This is a genomic window from Frankia sp. CpI1-P, from assembly GCF_001421075.1.
GTDB classification, from domain to species: domain Bacteria; phylum Actinomycetota; class Actinomycetes; order Frankiales; family Frankiaceae; genus Frankia; species Frankia torreyi.
In genome coordinates this window covers 89134-104358 of the sequence record NZ_LJJX01000021.1, presented here as the reverse complement: position 1 = coordinate 104358, position 15225 = coordinate 89134, and the positions used below count along the sequence as shown (strand labels likewise).

Annotated in this window: 15 protein-coding genes and 3 pseudogenes; 11 read left to right on the top strand and 7 right to left on the bottom strand. The window is 74.1% G+C overall.

All coding sequences use genetic code 11. The features are described from left to right. The 3 genes from purM to FF86_RS15775 all read right to left on the bottom strand — a co-directional run. Nucleotides 1-777: phosphoribosylformylglycinamidine cyclo-ligase (purM, locus tag FF86_RS49665; protein WP_242418844.1), on the bottom strand; the 777-nt coding region annotated here is incomplete at its 3' end. Beyond that, entirely contained in the window at nt 774-2543 is a 1770-nt protein-coding gene (gene purF / locus FF86_RS15780; RefSeq protein WP_044885471.1) for an amidophosphoribosyltransferase, read from the bottom strand. The genes purF and purM, both read right to left, overlap by 4 nt. 227 nt (nt 2544-2770) lie before the next feature. Further along, complete coding sequence (locus tag FF86_RS15775; RefSeq protein ID WP_044885499.1) at nt 2771-3583, bottom strand: sterol carrier family protein; 813 nt, start codon at nt 3581-3583, stop codon at nt 2771-2773. Nucleotides 3584-3746: 163 nt separating this feature from the next. On the opposite strand from FF86_RS15775, the gene FF86_RS15770 reads away from it, so the two are divergent. Next, complete coding sequence (locus FF86_RS15770) at nt 3747-7454, top strand: sacsin N-terminal ATP-binding-like domain-containing protein (RefSeq protein ID WP_044885470.1); 3708 nt, start codon at nt 3747-3749, stop codon at nt 7452-7454. 15 nt (nt 7455-7469) lie between these two features. Here FF86_RS15770 and FF86_RS15765 read toward each other — a convergent pair whose 3' ends face one another. Next, on the bottom strand, nt 7470-7757 hold the full coding sequence (locus FF86_RS15765) for a DUF2530 domain-containing protein (RefSeq protein WP_044885469.1): 288 nt from the start codon (nt 7755-7757) through the stop codon (nt 7470-7472). Nucleotides 7758-7962: 205 nt separating this feature from the next. On the opposite strand from FF86_RS15765, the pseudogene FF86_RS49660 reads away from it, so the two are divergent. The 5 genes and pseudogenes from FF86_RS49660 to FF86_RS49645 form a co-directional block, all read left to right on the top strand. Next, nucleotides 7963-8137: pseudogene (locus tag FF86_RS49660) on the top strand (chitin-binding protein); the annotation flags it as partial. Between the two features lies 1 nt (nt 8138). Then, a partial coding sequence (locus FF86_RS15760; RefSeq protein ID WP_242418843.1) for a lytic polysaccharide monooxygenase auxiliary activity family 9 protein occupies nt 8139-8547 on the top strand: 409 nt, incomplete at its 5' end. 37 nt (nt 8548-8584) lie between these two features. Continuing rightward, nucleotides 8585-9225, top strand: a pseudogene (locus FF86_RS49655) (flavin monoamine oxidase family protein); the annotation flags it as partial. Between the two features lies 1 nt (nt 9226). Further along, nucleotides 9227-9628 (top strand): FAD-dependent oxidoreductase (locus FF86_RS49650; protein WP_242418842.1); only part of this gene is annotated, 402 nt, incomplete at its 5' end. Next, nucleotides 9618-9776 (top strand): hypothetical protein, encoded by a 159-nt coding sequence (locus FF86_RS49645; protein ID WP_242418841.1) that lies wholly within the window; start codon nt 9618-9620, stop codon nt 9774-9776. The genes FF86_RS49650 and FF86_RS49645, both read left to right, overlap by 11 nt. A 58-nt stretch (nt 9777-9834) precedes the next feature. Here FF86_RS49645 and FF86_RS15750 read toward each other — a convergent pair whose 3' ends face one another. Beyond that, complete coding sequence (locus FF86_RS15750; protein ID WP_044885467.1) at nt 9835-10764, bottom strand: sulfotransferase; 930 nt, start codon at nt 10762-10764, stop codon at nt 9835-9837. A gap of 264 nt (nt 10765-11028) precedes the next feature. Here FF86_RS15750 and FF86_RS66590 point away from each other — a divergent pair, with 264 nt between their 5' ends. From FF86_RS66590 to FF86_RS49635, 3 genes and pseudogenes are all read left to right on the top strand, one after another. Further along, a complete protein-coding gene (locus FF86_RS66590) occupies nt 11029-11172 on the top strand; it encodes a putative leader peptide (protein WP_372666233.1) in 144 nt (47 codons plus the stop codon). Nucleotides 11173-11968: 796 nt separating this feature from the next. After that, nucleotides 11969-12013 (top strand): annotated as a pseudogene (locus FF86_RS49640) (hypothetical protein); the annotation flags it as partial. 1 nt (nt 12014) lies between these two features. Further along, on the top strand, nt 12015-12167 hold a 153-nt coding region (locus FF86_RS49635), incomplete at its 5' end, for a helix-turn-helix domain-containing protein (protein WP_242418851.1). Nucleotides 12168-12176: 9 nt separating this feature from the next. Here the strand turns inward: FF86_RS49635 and FF86_RS15740 are convergent. Together FF86_RS15740 and FF86_RS49630 are read right to left on the bottom strand one after the other, a co-directional pair. Further along, nucleotides 12177-12857: a 2'-5' RNA ligase family protein gene (locus tag FF86_RS15740; RefSeq protein ID WP_044885465.1), complete on the bottom strand. Its 681-nt coding sequence runs from the start codon at nt 12855-12857 to the stop codon at nt 12177-12179. Nucleotides 12858-12910: 53 nt separating this feature from the next. Beyond that, the gene (locus tag FF86_RS49630; protein WP_396229904.1) at nt 12911-13084 is read right to left on the bottom strand and encodes a helix-turn-helix domain-containing protein; all 174 of its coding nucleotides are present in this window, start codon (nt 13082-13084) and stop codon (nt 12911-12913) included. Nucleotides 13085-13312: 228 nt separating this feature from the next. Between FF86_RS49630 and FF86_RS15730 the strand changes: the two genes are divergently transcribed. Then, the gene (locus tag FF86_RS15730; RefSeq protein WP_044885464.1) at nt 13313-13885 is read left to right on the top strand and encodes an IS607 family transposase; all 573 of its coding nucleotides are present in this window, start codon (nt 13313-13315) and stop codon (nt 13883-13885) included. After that, complete coding sequence (gene tnpB, locus FF86_RS15725; RefSeq protein ID WP_044885497.1) at nt 13882-15210, top strand: IS607 family element RNA-guided endonuclease TnpB; 1329 nt, start codon at nt 13882-13884, stop codon at nt 15208-15210. Before FF86_RS15730 ends, tnpB begins: the two co-directional genes overlap by 4 nt. Nucleotides 15211-15225: the final 15 nt, after the last annotated feature.

Sequence of the window (15225 nt, the reverse complement as noted above, 5' to 3'; positions counted from 1 at the left end):
CCTCAGACCCGCCGCAGCGGTTTCGGAGACGCCACCGGGCTGGCCAGAATCGACAGGACCGAACAAGATGTGCCGTACGAGCGAAAAGCCGTTGGAGTGGATGCCGGATGATGCCATCGCGACCACCACGTCCCCGGGCCGGACCCGCTCCGGCCCGAGCACGCCGTCGGCCTCCACGACCCCGACCCCCGTCGCGGCCAGGTCGTAGTCGTCGCTACCCATGAGCCCGGGATGCTCCGCGGTCTCGCCGCCGACCAGCGCCGCGCCGGCCTGCTCGCACCCGGCCGCGATTCCCGAGACGATCTCGGCGATCCGCGCGGGCACCAGGGCGCCGCAGGCGATGTAGTCGAGCAGGAACAGCGGCTCGGCGCCGCAGACGACAAGATCGTCGACCACCATGGCGACCAGGTCGATGCCGACCGTGTCGTGCGTGTCGAGAGCGCGAGCGAGGGCGATCTTGGTGCCCACACCGTCCGTGGACGAGGCGAGCAGCGGCCGCCGGTAGCGCGTCGTGTCCAGGGCGAACAGGCCGGCGAACCCGCCCAGCGAGCCGACCACCTCGGGCCGCGTCGCCCGCGAGACGTGCCCGCGCATCAGCTCGACGGCCCGGTCCCCCGCGGCCACGTCGACCCCCGCGGCCCGGTACGAGGCGCCCGCGGGCGTCGAAGTGCCCGCCGACGTCGGAACGCCCGACGCTGCCGGAACGCCCGACGCTGCCGGGGCGTTCGTCGTCGCCGGGGTGGCCGGCTCGGCCGTGATCCGCTCGGCGCCGTTCATGCCGGCCTCGCCCCGGCCGGCTCGGGCCGGTGCGCGCCGCGGCGCTCCGCCGCCGACGGCGGGTCCAGGCCGGGCACGGGCGCCCGACCGTTCTCCCCTCGGGTCGGCGGCCCGTCGACCGCGCGGGACACGGGATCAGCGCCGTCGGCCAGGCCAGCGCCGTCGGCCAGGCCGACGTCATCGGCCAGGTCGACGTCATCGTGGCCGTCCGGGGACGGATCGCCCCCGTTCATGCCGAGCGTCACCTCCCGGCGCATCGCCTCGGCGATCATGTCTGCGGTCGTCTGCGCGCCGGCCATCGGCTCCAGGCGGTGCTTGCCGAGCTTGTCGGACTCGGTCAGCGGCACCGGGTAGACGCCGTCGAAGCAGGCTCGGCAGAGGGACTCGGCCGGCTGGTGGGACGCGGCGACCAGGCCCTCCAGCGAGACGTAGGCCAGTGAGTCCGCGCCGAGCGAGGCACGGATCTCCTCGACGCCGGCGTCGCTGGCGATGAGTTCGTCGCGGGTGGCGAAGTCGATGCCGTAGAAGCAGGGCCAGCGCACCGGGGGTGAGGAGATCCGGATGTGGACCTCGGCGGCGCCGGCCTCGCGCAGCATCCGGACCAGCGCCCGCTGCGTGTTCCCGCGCACGATCGAGTCGTCCACGACGACCAGGCGGCGGCCCTCGATGACGTCGCGCAGCGGGTTCAGCTTGAGCCGGATCCCGCGCTGGCGGATCGTCTGCGACGGCTGGATGAAGGTGCGGCCCACGTAGGAGTTCTTGACCAGCCCCTCCCCGAACGGGATGCCGGACTGCTCCGCGTAGCCGACGGCGGCAGGCACGCCGGACTGCGGCACCGGGATGACGAGATCCGCCTCGACGGGCGCCTCGCGGGCGAGCTGGCGGCCCACGTCGACCCGGGTGGCGTGCACCGAACGGCCGGCGATCGCCGTGTCCGGGCGGGCGAGGTAGACGTACTCGAACAGGCAGCCGTGCGGATCGGCCTGGGCGAAGGTGCGCGACCGCACGCCGGCGGCGTCGATGACGATCATCTCGCCGGGCTGGACCTCGCGGACGAAGGTCGCGCCGACGATGTCGAGCGCGGCCGTCTCGCTGGCGACGATCCACGCCCCGTCCGGGTGGTCGTCGAGCCGGCCAAGGACGAGGGGATGGATGCCGTGCGGGTCGCGGGCCGCGTAGAGGGTCGAGGCGTCCGAGAAGACCAGCGAGAAGGCGCCGGCGAGCCGGGGCAGCACGGCCATCGCCGCGTCGGCGAGGGTGGGCCCGGGATGGTCGGCGAGCATCGCGGTGATGAGGTCGGAGTCGGTGGTCGCGCGCAGCCGATCCCGCCCGGCACCGAGCCCCCGCGCAAGTTCGACGATGTTGGTGAGGTTGCCGTTGTGGCCGAGCGCGATCGGGCCGCCGAAGCTGGCCGTGCGGTAGGACGGCTGGGCGTTCTCCCAGGTGGAGGAGCCGGTCGTCGAGTACCGGGTGTGCCCCACCGCGACGTGGCCGCTCAGGCTGGACAGGGTGATCTCGTCGAAGACCTGGGCGACGAGCCCGAGCTCCTTGAACACCACGACCGTCCGGCCGTCGCCGACCGCGATGCCGGCCGCCTCCTGGCCGCGGTGCTGCAGGGCGTACAACCCGTAGTAGGCCAGGTTCGCCACGTCCTCACCGGGCGCCCAGACGCCGAAGACACCGCAGGCATCCCGGGGGCCGGGATCATCGGATAGCTCGGACCCCGCTGTGGGGATGGCGCCAATGCGGGCGGCGACGTCTGGCACCAGGACTCCTCGACTGGTCAGGGACACCGGAGAAATGCGGAGGGTTACGCGCGGGACCGCGTCCACGCCGGCCCGTCCTCACTCGTGACGAGACGTGGCGGACCGGTTCCGGCCACCGCCTCGACCGGCAGCTACCTCTCTCCACGCTAGCAGCGACGACGCACATCGGCCCTTGCCTCGCGTGCCGGCCCTTTGCCCCGCAGCCTCCCCCGCAGCCCACCCCTCCGTCACAACAGCGGCAGGTAACCGCTCAGATCGGCCCGCTCGCCGCTGGCGGAGATCCGCCCGTCGGCCACGGCGTCGCCCCACGCCAGCCGCCCCGCGCAGAGCAGGACGAACGCGACCGGCCCGGCCTCGACGACGTTCGGCGGGGTGCCGCGGGTGTGCCGGGGCCCCTCGACCACCTGGACGGCGGCGAAGGGGGGCACGCGCAGCTCCACCGTGTGCCCGGGCACCCGGTGGACGAACAACTCGGCGAACAGCCTCGTCACCACCTTCAACGCCGGCCGCAGCGGCTCGACGCCGAGGTCGAGCCCGTGCACCACCGCCTCCACCGCCCGGGTGCGCAGGAACTCGGTCAGCAGCATCGGGCCACCCGGAGTCGCGACCACCGGGTCGCCGTCGGTGACCCGCGCCAGCGCGGCCGCTGCCGCCGATACCTCGCCCGCCAGCCCCGCGCGCGTCCCGGCCGGTCCGGTCTGCGCCGCCAGGGCCCGGGCGGTGTCCGCGATGGCCTCCGCCTGTGCCCCGGTGCCGCTGAGATAGTCGACCGCCGAGACCAGCCGCGGCGCGGTTGCGGGCGCCGTGGCCGGCCCGTCCGCGGCGAACGGGGCGAGGGCCAGCGACAGCGCGGTCGCGGACCGGCCGACGTGCAGAACCAGCTCTCCGACCGTCCAACCGGGTAACACGCTCGGCGCGGCGAACGCGCCGTCCGGCAGATCGGCCACGGCGCCGGCGACACGCTCCCACTGGGGCACGACGGCCGCGGCGAGCTCGGGCAGCGCCGCCGAGGCGTCCCGGCGGCGGGTGCGGGAGGGCATCGCCCCATCCTGCCCGGTCGGCGCCGGCCCGAGCGAGGCCAGCCTGAGCGAGGCCAGCCCGAGCGGTGCCAGCCCGAGCGGTGACAGCCCGGCCACTGCGCCGCGCGCGATCCGGGCCAACCCGCTCCCGCCGTGGGCGGCGCGGGAAGACGAGGATGGGCGGGTGTCAGTGACCGCCGCACATGCTGCGGCAGACGTGTACGGGACCGCGGCGATCCGGCGGCGGGTGCTGGACGCCTGGGTCGCCTCGCCGGCCCGCTTCCGGGAGGACGCCAACGCGGAGGAGGACGCCGCCCTCGGCGCCTACCACGACCGTCTCGTGGTGGAGCTGCTGCAGAACGCGGTCGACGCCGCGGGCGAGGCCGGCGTGCCGGCACGGGTGCTCCTCCGGCTGAGCACCGACGCCACCGCGCCGGAGGCCGGGCCCGGCGGCCTGCTGGAGATCGCCAACACCGGGGCGGCGCTGTCGGCCGCCGGTGTCGAGGCGCTGTCGACCCTCCGGGCCTCGACCAAACGTGACAGTGCCTCCGTGGGCCGGTTCGGTGCCGGCTTCGCCGCGGTCCTCGCGGTGACGGACGAGCCCGCAATCGTCTCCCGCGGCGGCCCGGACCCGCTGGCGACCGGCGTGGCCTGGTCGAGGACCCGGGTGATCGAGGCGGTGACGGCCCTCGCCACGCCGGCCACCGCACCGAACGGTGGTGACGTAATCGGTGGCGACGTAACGAATCGCGACGCAACGAATCCCGGCTCATCCCTCGACGTTCCCGGCGGCGTCGGCAGCACTCAGGCGGTGCGCCTGAGCGAGGAGCTCGCCCGGCGCGAGGGCGCCGTGCCGATCCTGCGGCTGCCGTTCACGATCACTGCCGGACCGCCGCCCGAGGGCTACGACACCGTCGTCCGGCTCCCACTGCGCGACGGCGCCGCGGTGGCGCTCGCGCGGGAGCTGCTGGCCGGGCTCGATCCCACCCTGCCGCTGGTGCTCGGCGGCCCGGGCGAGATCGTTGTCGACGTGGACGGCGCCGTGCGGACCGTCACCTGTCACTGGCTGCGCGGCGGCCGGGACGGCGGGTGGGACGGCGGGTGGGACGGCGGGTGGGATGCGGCACCGGCGGGCAGCGCCGGGCCGGCCGGCGATCCGGTCATCGAACGCGTCGAGATAGCCGACCTGAACGGCGAGCGGTGGCGCGGGATCGCGCGCAGCGGCGTGATCCCCGCCGCCCTGCTCGCCGACCGCCCGGTCGAGGAGCGGGGACGGACCGGTTTCACCGCCCGGGTGATGGTCCGCGACGGCGGGTGGCCGGACGGCGTGGCCCGGGTGCTGCGGGCGCCGCAGCCCACCGACGAGCCGCTCTCGCTGCCGGTCCTGGCCAGCGTCGAGCTGCCGCTGGATCCATCCCGACGGCACACCGTCGGCGGCCCGTTGCGTGATCGGCTCACCGACGAGCTGGCAGCGGCCGCCGTCCTCCTGGCCGAATACCTGGGCACCGGGCTGGAGCCGGGCGACCAGGCGCAGGCCGGCGGCGGCCCCGGCGCGCAGGCCGCACCGGTCGGGCAGCCGCCCGATCCGCTGGCCGCCCTGACCCTGATCCCGACGGGGCTCCCCCTCGGCGCGGTCGACGGGCGGCTGCGCGAGTCCCTGCTACGGCTACTCCCCGACTCGGCGCTGTTCCCTGGCGCCCTGCGCGGCCGGGACTGCTCCGTGGCCGACCTCGGCCCCGCCACCGACGCCGTGACCGAGCTGCTGCGTGCCCCCGGCCCCCCGGCCGACCCCGCCGGCCAGATCTATCCCGCCAACCCGGCCGACATCGCCAGCCCGCCCGACATCGCCAGCCCGGCCGATCCGATCGCCACGGGCGGTCCGCCGGGTGCGGGCACAGATCCGGGTGCGGGCGGGGCGGAGCTGGTGGCAGGCCTGCTCCCGGCGACGTACGCCGCCCGGCGGTGGCGCACCGCGCTGGACCTGCTCGGCGTCCGGCGGGTGGACAGCGCCGCGCTGGTCGAGCTGCTGTCCGGAGTCTCCCGCCCGCCGGACTGGTGGGGACGGCTCTACCCCCTGCTGGTCGCAGCGCCGGACCGGGACGCCCTGGGGGCGCTGCCGGTGCCGCTCGCCGAGATCGGCGCGGACGGGTCCGACGCGGCCGACGCGCTCACCGCCCCCGCGGCAGCGGGGCCGACCGACGATGGCGGCCTGCGGACCCGCATGGTCACCGGCCCGCGCGGCACCCTGCTGCCCACCGCTGATCTGGACATCGTCGCCCTGGTGCGCTCGGGGCTGCCGCTGCGGGTGGTCCATCCCGACGCCTGCGCCGGCGGCGCTCGGGACGCGCTGCGCACCCTGGGCGCCCTGGAGGGCACGCCGGCCGGGGTGCTGCGCGATCCGGCGGTGCGCGAGGCGGTGCTCGACGCCGAGCCGGACGACCATCCCGACGACCTGCTGGCGCTGGCCGCAGCCGTGCTCGCCCTGGTCCGCGACGCGGGCGAGGAGCACCCGGCGGAGCTCGGCTGGCTGGAGGACCTGCTGCTACCGGCCGCCGACGGCGAGTTCACCCCCGCCGGGGAGCTGCTCGTCGAGGGGGGCCCGCTGGACCGGGTGCTGGCGCAGGACGCTCCGTTCTCGACCCTTTCGCCCGAGGTCGCCCGGGCATGGCCCGCGCAGGTGCTGGAGCGGGTCGGCGTGCTGCACTCCTTCGGCGTGCTACGCACCTATGACCTGCCGCTCGACGCCGACGAGCAGATCCTGCTCGATCTCGACGACAGCGACATCTGGGTCGACGACGTCACAGCGGACGATCATGGCGGCGCGCCGGGAGGCTCGGCGAACCTGCGCCTCCCGCCGGCCGGCGGGCCGCCCGCGCCGGCCATGATCGGGGTGTTCGTCGCGGTGCGCGACCTCGAACTCGTCGACCCGGCGGCCTGGCCAGAGGCGCTCGCCGAGCTGGCCCGCCCGCCGCTGCGCGAGGCCGTGTTCGCCCCGGAACCGTCGTACACCCGGTGGTGGCTGGCGCGGCACGCGGTGCTGCCCGTGGCGGGCACCGACCGGGTGCTGCCGCCGCGCGAGCTGCTGCTTCCCGCCGCCGATCCGCTGCTCGCCGGCCTGTTCGCCCCCGCTGCCCCGCTGGCCGGCGTCGATGACGAGTTCCTGCGCCACCTCGGCGCCCGGCTCACCCTCGACGACGTCCTCGGCGACCTCGGTGCGGTCATGGACCTGCTCGACCGGCTGGGCGACGCCGACCGGGACGTCCCCTGGCCGGCGGCGCGGACGCTCTACATCGCCGCGGTCGACGCCGTGGCCCGGGTGCTCGCGGCACCGGACCGATCCGCGGGCGGCGAGCGGTTCGACCCGCCGCTGACCGTACGGACACCCGAGGGGGTCGTGCCGAGCGGGCAGGCCGTCGTCGTGGACGCGCCCGACCTGCTGGACCTGCTGGGAACCGGTCGGGGCGCGCTGCGGCTGCCGCTGGACCGCGCCGCCGAGGTCGCCCACGTCCTCGGGGTGCCGCTGGCCGCGGAGATCGCGCCCTGCGAGATCGCGGCGGGCGGGGCCGGGGCCGCCACCACCGAGTGGGCCCCGGACGGCCCGGACGGCCCGGAGGGCGAGCCGCGGCGGGCGCCGGACGGCACCCCGTACCGCGTGCACCGCCCGCTGCTGGTCGAGGACCTGACCGGACGGCCGACGCGGGTGCCGTGGCGGGTGCTCGGCGGGATCGGCGGTGAGGTGCACGTCGATGCCGACGCCGGCCCGGACGCGCTGGCCCGGGCGCTGGCCTGGCGGGGCGGGCAGTGGGACCGGCGGCACGCGCTCGCCGCGGAGCTGCGCGACCCGGCGGGCGCGGCCTTCCGCGCGGCGGAGGACGATCTCGACGAGACGTGAGCCGGCGAGAGCCGGCTACCCCTGCCGGCCCCGCAGCCGGTTGCGGCGACGGATCACGATCCACAGCCCGGCGAGCCCGAGCCCGAAGCCACAGATCGCGGTGGCCAGCCACCACAGGTGGCCGTCGTCGCGCAGGTCGTCCAGGAACACCAGCATGACCAGCGCGGCGACGGCCCACAGCACCGTGCCGACGGCGACGGAGACGACGCCGTCGTAGGGCAGCGGCTGGAGCGCCGGCGGGTCGGTCGAGGCCGACCCGCCGGCGACGCCCCCGGCGGGGTCGCTGTTCGCTGACGCACTCATCCCGCCAGACGGTACCCGCCGCCCGCGGGCCGGGATCGCCGGGACGCCCCCACTCGACCGGAACGCGGCACACGATCCCGGTCCGGGGCTTTCCGCGGAAAACTCCATAAACGACTCGGGCGAGTTTCGGAAAATCATTGCGGAAGCCATCGGCTTCCCGTTTTTAGGGAATGCAAACCAAGAGGTCCGACGCTACCGTTACACCATGACTCAGAGCAAAGTAGCGCCGCGGCACGGTACGGTCTCCGAGCCGGCCTCCCGCGCGCACATATACCTCGCCGAATGGCAGTCCGCAGGCCTGGAATCAGGGAAGTTCTTCCCGGAGACGCAGGCCGGGCTGGCCGATCCGTCCGCGCCGGACGATGTCCGGAACGATGCCCNGCCCACCGACGGAAAGATTGCCAGTGCCGGCCAGGATTTTGCCGCCGAACTGGACAAGCCGGGCTCGGACTGGCAGAAGCACTCCGTCGCCGCCGGCCAGCGGCTCACCATCACCTGGAGTTTCCACGCCCCGCACAAGACGCGGCGGTGGAACTACTTCCTGACCCGGGAGGGCTGGGATCCGAACGCCCCACTGAGCCGAGCCCAGTTCGAGCCGGACCCCATCCATCAGGTCCAGAACAGCGGGCAGCCCTACTGGTCGGCCGACGACCTCCTGCCGGAGAACCCGACCCGGCACACGATCGTGCTGCCGCAGCGGCAGGGCTACCACGTCCTGCTCAGCGTCTGGGAGGTCGCCGACACCGCCAAGGGCTTCTACCAGGTCATCGATCTCAATTTCACCGGGTGACGCCAGGTCCCGTCCGCCGGCCGGCTCCGGTCGGCGGATGGGGCGGCCCCGGTCACGACCACGGACGACCACCAGGCACCAGACGAGTACCAGTCACCAGACGACGACGAGGGCAGGTGGGTCACCATGCGCGACGCCGACCGCGGCGTACGAGCTCGGCCGGCTGGGCTACCGGTGCACCGTGCTGGAGGCGTCGGACCGCGCGGGCGGTCGTAACCGCACCGCCCGCGGCGGCGACGTGCTCCGCGAGCTCGGCCCGACCGGCGAGCCGGTCACCACCCACCGGTGCTCCTTCGACGACGGGCTCTACCTCGACCTGGGCCCCGGCCGCATCCCCTACCACCACCGCCGGGTGCTCGACTACTGCCGCGCGTTCGGCGTCGACCTCGAGCCGTACATGACGAAGACGACGGCGAACGTCGTTCACCTCGCCGACGGCCGGGGCGTCCGGTGGCGCAACCGGCAGGTCGCCAACGACACCCGCGGGCGCCTCGCGGCCATGCTCGCCGGGACGCTCGAGCAACGGGACGCCGGGGCCGGGGAGCTGCTGGAGTCGGGATTCTGGCGGCACAGCTTCTACCAGCCGGTGGATTATCTTTGGCAGGCCACGATGTTCCAGCCAGTCGGCGGCATGGATCGCATCGTAACCGCCTTCGAGCGGGAACTTGGCAGTGAATTNGGCGAGGTCGTCGAGCTGAACTCCGAGGTCACCACGATTCGGCTGCTCGATGAGGGTAAGGCGGCCGTCGACTACCGGCGCGACGGCCTACCGCGGACGCTGGTCGCGGACTACTGCGTGAGCAGTATCCCGCTGCCGGTACTGCGGGGAATCTCGACAAACTTCTCCGCCGAGTTCGATGCGGCGATCAGGGCTGTCGAGTTCGCGAGCACCTGCAAGGTCGGCTGGCAGGCCGAGGAGCGTTTCTGGGAGGGCGACGCCGACCAGATCTACGGCGGGATCGGCTGGACGAATCATCCGATCACCCAGCTCTGGTATCCGAGCAACGACTACTTCTCGGCGGCGGGCCTACAAGCAGCTCCTCCAGCCCGCGAGCAACGGGCGTTTCTACGTGCTGGGTGATCAGAGCTCCCCGCTGCCCGGCTGGCAGGAGGGGGCGATGATGCCGGCCCACTACGTCATCGGGCAGATCCAGGGCATCATCCCCCTCACCGTGCCCGAGGCTGTCCGGGTGCCCGATTCGGTCGCCCTCACCCAGGGATCCCGCTGACCCGGCGGCGGCGCTGGGCGTCGAGCCGCCTCGGCCGCGGACAGGTCCGTGCGGGGATTCAGTCCGGGGTCGGACCGAGCGCCCAGCGCCGTCCCGTCACCTGGTCGAGCAGGTCGAGATCGGCGCCGAAACCGGCGCGCAGCCGCGCGGCCACAGCCGGATCGAGCCGCCGCGCCGCGGCCACCACCGCCGGATCGGCGCACCGCGCGCCGACCGGGTCGCCGCACCGCTCGACCAGGACCTCGGCGGGAGGGCCCGCGCGATCGACACCGGCGGGGCCGCGGTGGCGGCCGAGACCGAGGAAGCGGTGGACACGACCCAGCGCGATCGCCGGATCCGCGCTCAGCTCGGGGTAGGGCACGAGGAGCACCTGCTGACGCGGGAAGAGGGTGTACAGGCGCTGCACCTGGGCGCCGTACCGGCCCAGGGCCAGATACCGCCACGGCCAGGACGAGGGGGTGCAGGCCCGCGCCGACTCCGCCGCCAGGGCGCCCTCGAAGTCGGCGATGGGCTCCAGGCCGGACGCACGCATCCGCAGCCAGTGCGCGTGGGCCCGCGCTGCCGGATCCCGCAGCAGGGCGATGAGCCGCACGTAGGGCAGCATCTCGTGCAGGTGCCGCAGCGCCGTGAAGTCCGCCAGGTGGTACGGGGCACTCACGCCGCGCAGGACGCCCGCGGGCGCCGGGTCGACCAGGGCCTCGAACCGCGCCCGGCGACGCGCCGCATCCAGCCCCCACACCCCTGCGCCGCCTTGTGCCGTTTCCCCGGCACCTGACGCGGCACCGGAGTCCGGATCGCCGGGCGGACCGAGAGCGAGAGGCGGACCGAGAGCGGTGATCGGCGGGAAAGTGGTGATCGGCGGGAAAGTGGTAGGCGGGGTGAGAGCGGTGGCGGGCAGGAAGACGGCCGGGCAGCGGCGCAGGTCGGCGAGGAGGATCTCCATGCCCGCGTCCGGCGCACCGATCACGAGGAAATCAGGCAGCGCCATGAGATCTCCTGTTCTCGGCTGCTTCGCGTCCCCGAGCAGCGGATGCCGAACGATCCGCCAGTATATTCCGGCTTCCCCACCGGAAAAATCGACTTTGCTCGACCATCCGCGCGACTCGCGAGCTTCCGAACGAAACCTCCCTAATCGGATAAATAAGGACACGATCCGTCCGTCCGGANCCCCTGNCCCACCCGCCGATCGACCGCGCGGACCTGGAGTCCCAGGCCCCCGCTGCCGCCCGTTCGGTACATCTCATAGCGCCATGTGAAGCAAGTCACACTTTTATTCTCTTGGCGGCGACCGGAGCAGTGTGCTTCCGTTGCTCTTGTGTTGAAGCGGCTGATCCTGGTCACCCGGAGCCATATCGATCTGCTCCGCGTCGCCTCGGCTGCCTGTCCGGCTGTCTGACGGGCGGCCGCCAGCCGCACCACCGGCGCCCGCGCCTGCGGGCCGGCCGGAGCCGCCGCACGGGCTCCGGATTCCCGGCCCAGTGAGGTCCGGCCCCGGCCTGCCGAGGCCCGCCGTCATCGCCACGGGCCCGTAGTCGATCAGGCGCACCCCGTCGTCGCGGTGGCCACCACGTCCCTCCACGCCACCGGCGAAGACGGCCGACACCGTCGACGTCGCGCCCCGGTCCACACCAGCTCGGCCGCCCCATCGTCGCGGTGCCCGAGCGCTGTCCGGCCCCTGGCCCGCGCCCGCCGAAACCGGGACCGGGACCAGCCCCGCCGCCACCGCCCGCTCAGGATTCCCGCCCAGGCCAGGGACCGCCCGACGCCAAGGCCCCGCCAAGGCTCCAAAGCCTGCCAAGACTCCAGGTTCCAAGGCCCACCCGGCTCCACAAACCCACCCGGCCCCGCGCCCACAGCTCCCGGCGACCGGGAGAACCACTGACCGAAAGGCCAGCGATGCCCCCGCAGACGACCACCCTCCCGTACCGGCCGCGCCTGGTGACCACGCCGCCGCGCACGCCCGTCGGGACGGCGGCGACCCTCCCCCGCCAGCCCGCGCCCGCCCCGGCTCACACGCGGGCGACCACGGCACCGGCCCGGCCCGACCACCGCCCGACCACCCAGACCCCGCCCCGCTCGGGGGTCTGGATCGACCGGACCGCCTGGCTCGCGACCGTGGACGGCCGGGCGCTGCAGTTGACCTACCTCGAGTTCGAGGTGCTGGACTTCTTCGTTCACCACCCCGGGCAGGNGCACAGCCGGCAGGCGCTGCTGTCATCGGTGTGGGGGCACCAGGCNGACGACGCCACGTCCCCGGACGTGCGCACGGTCGACGTCCTCGTGACCCGGCTGCGGCGCAAGCTCGGCCCCGAGCACCGGTACCGGATCGAGACGGTCCGCCGGGTGGGTTACCGCTACCGCCCGATCATCGACCCGGCCGTGGCGTCCTGAGGGCGGCCGTCACCGGCCGGTGAGCGGCCAGGACGCCTCCTGCCGGTAGACCGGGGCGGCGCCCGGGCCGCCGTCGACGCTGCGCATCAGGACCAGCCGGTCGACGGTCCACGGCAGCGGTTCCACGTCGGCCCGCAGCAGCTCGACGAGCGGGCCGAGCCCGCGGTGGCCGCGGTGGCCGCGGTCGGGCACCCGGGCGAGCGTCAGGTGCGCTCGCAGCGGCCGGTCGTCCGCCCCGGCGGCGGCGCCGGCCCGCTCGGCCGCCCGCCGCACGCCGGCCGCGAGCGCCCCAAGCGCCCCGGCCGGCGCCGCCGCGGCCCCAGGCCGTGCCGCTGCGGCCCCAGACAGTGCCGCCGTGCGCCCAGGCTGTGCCGCCGTCGGCCCAGGCTGTGCCGCCGTGCGCCCAGGCTGTGCCGTCACGGACCGGGGCCGCACCGCCGTCCACAGCACCCGGTCACCGAAGTGACCGCCGCCGACGGTCTCGACGGCGATCGGGCCGTGCCGCCGCGCCACCCGCGCGAGCCGGGCGTCCAGGTCGCCGCGCCGCTCGTCCGGCACCTGGCCGAGGAAGGCGAGGGTGACGTGCCACCGGTCGGGCGCCGACCAGCGCAGATCGGGGGCGGCTGCCCGGGCCCGGTGCACCGCGGTGCACAACGCGTCGGTCACCGCGGCCGGCGGCACGGCCGCCACGAACAGCCGCGCGGTCAGCTTCGCGCTCCCGGGCGGGCACGCTCGAACACCGCCTACCTCCCCTTTCCGAACCGGCGCCCGTACTTCTTGTGCGCGGCCTGCCGGCTCACGCCGAGCACGTCGGCGATCTCCTGCCAGGACCAGCCCTTGTGCCGGGCGCTGGCGACCTGGAGCTCCTCAAGTGATCCCAACAGGGCTCGCAACGAGGCGACGGCGGCGAGACCCACCCGCGGGTCGTCGTCGCAGGACGCCCCGGCGAGCTTCGTGGNGGTCATGTTCATGGCCGTCAACCCACGTTGACACAGGCAGGTGTGTCAACCCTGATGGACACGACGGCGCGCTGTCCGCTCTGCGCGACAATCGGGGCCATCACCGACCACCGCGGGCGGCCCGGGGGGTGGAACTGCCGTCGGTTTAGCGCCAGGTAACGCCAGTGAGCGCCGTATAGTGGTGGTGTGAACCTGAAGGAATGGGCGGCTGCGAACGGGGTCGGGTACTCCACTGCCCGTCAGTGGTTCCTTGACGGCAAGCTCCCGGTCCCCGCGCGTCGGGTGGGTGGGTTGATCCTCGTCGATCAGCCCGCGCGACCGGTCCCGTCGGGGACGGTGGCGGTGTATGCCCGGGTCTCGTCCGCCAACCAGATGCCGAACCTTGACCGGCAGGTCGCCCGGATCGTCGCCTGGACTGCCAGCCAGAACTTGGCGGTCGGCAGGGTCGTCACCGAGGTCGGGTCCGCGCTTGACGGGCATCGGCGGAAGTTCCTCGCACTGTTGCGCGACCCGGACGTGACGACGATCGTCGTCGAACACCGCGGCCGGTTCGCCCGGTTCGGCGCAGAAGACGTTCAGGCCGCATTGGAGGCGTCGGGCCGGCGGCTGCTGGTGGTCGACCCGGCTGAGGTCGACGACGACCTGGTCCGTGACATCACGGAGATCCTGACGTCGATGTGCGCCCGGCTGTACGGCCGGGGGGCGGCGGCGAACCGGGCCGCCCGCGCGGTCGCCGCCGCCACCGAGGACCGCCCGTGAAGACGCTCCAGGCGTACCGGTTCGCCCTCGACCCGAACGACGCCCAGCTGGCCGGCCTGCGCAGGCATGCCGGAGCGGCCCGGTTCACGTTCAACTGGGGTCTGGCGCGGGTGAAGGCGGCACTGTCGCAGCGCGCCGCCGAGGAGACCTACGGCGTTACCGGCGGCGGGCTGACTCCGGTGCCGTGGACGCTTCCCGCGCTGCGCCTCGCGTGGAACGCGGCCAAGCGGGAGATCGCGCCGTGGTGGGACGAGTGCTCGAAGGAGGCGTTCTCCGCCGGCCTGGACCAGCTTGCCCGCGCGTTGAAGAACTTCACCGACTCCCGCAAGGGACAACGCAAGGGCCGGCGGGTCGGCTTCCCCCGGTTCAAGAAACGCGGGAAGGCCCGCGACTCGTTCCGCTACACCACCGGCGCCTACGGCCCGGCGAGCGACCTGTACGTGAAGCTGCCCCGGATCGGCCGGGTGAAGGTCCACGAGCCGATGGGCGCGCTCACCGGCCGTCTGGCCGATGGCCGGGCCCGGCTGCTCGGCGCGACCGTGTCCCGCACGGCAGGCCGCTGGTTCGTGTCGTTCACCGCCGAGGCCGACCGGGACGTTCCCGCCGAGCCATCGCGCCGGCAGCGGGCGGGCGGGACAGTCGGGGTCGACCTGGGCGTGCGACACCTCGCTGTCCTGTCCACTGGCGAGATGGTTCCCAACCCGAAGCACTACCAGCGCGCCGAGCGGAAACTGCGCCGGGCGTCCCGGGCCTACGCCCGGTCGAAGCCCGGCAGCGCTGGCCGCCGCCAGTGCGCCGCCGAACTGGCTCGTGTCCACGGCCGGATCGCCAACCAGCGGCGCGACGGACTCCACAAGATCGCGACCCGGCTGGCGAAGACCCACGACGTTGTGGTCGTGGAAGACCTCAACGTCACCGGAATGGTCCGCAACCGGCGCCTCGCGAAAGCCGTCGCCACCGCCGGCTTCGCAGAGATCCGCCGCCAGCTTGCCTACAAGACCGGCTGGTACGGATCGGCACTGCACGTCGCGGACCGCTGGTACCCAAGCTCGAAGACCTGCTCCGGCTGCGGCTGGCGAAACCCAAGCCTGACCCTGGCCAACCGCACCTTCCACTGCCAGTCCTGCAGGCTGGTCCTCGACCGTGACCTGAACGCCGCGATCAACCTGCGTATCCTTGTCGCCGCCAGTACGTCGGAGACACAAAACGCCCGTGGAGCCGACCGTAAGACCCACTCCGGTGGGCAGGTGGCTGCGAAACGGGAACCCGGCACGGCTCGCGCCGGTCAGACCGGGAGTGCCGCCCCGCAAGGGACGGCGGCATGAAGCGCCCTATCCTGC

Bases quoted from the DNA above. Each gene is read 5' to 3' on its own strand.
- FF86_RS15775 (WP_044885499.1), bottom strand. From the start codon at position 3,583: ATGCCCTCCCGCACCCGCCGCCGGGACGCCTCGGCGGCGCTGCCCGAG.
- FF86_RS15750 (WP_044885467.1), bottom strand. From the start codon at position 10,764: ATGGCGCTGCCTGATTTCCTCGTGATCGGTGCGCCGGACGCGGGCATG.
- FF86_RS15765 (WP_044885469.1), bottom strand. From the start codon at position 7,757: ATGAGTGCGTCAGCGAACAGCGACCCCGCCGGGGGCGTCGCCGGCGGG.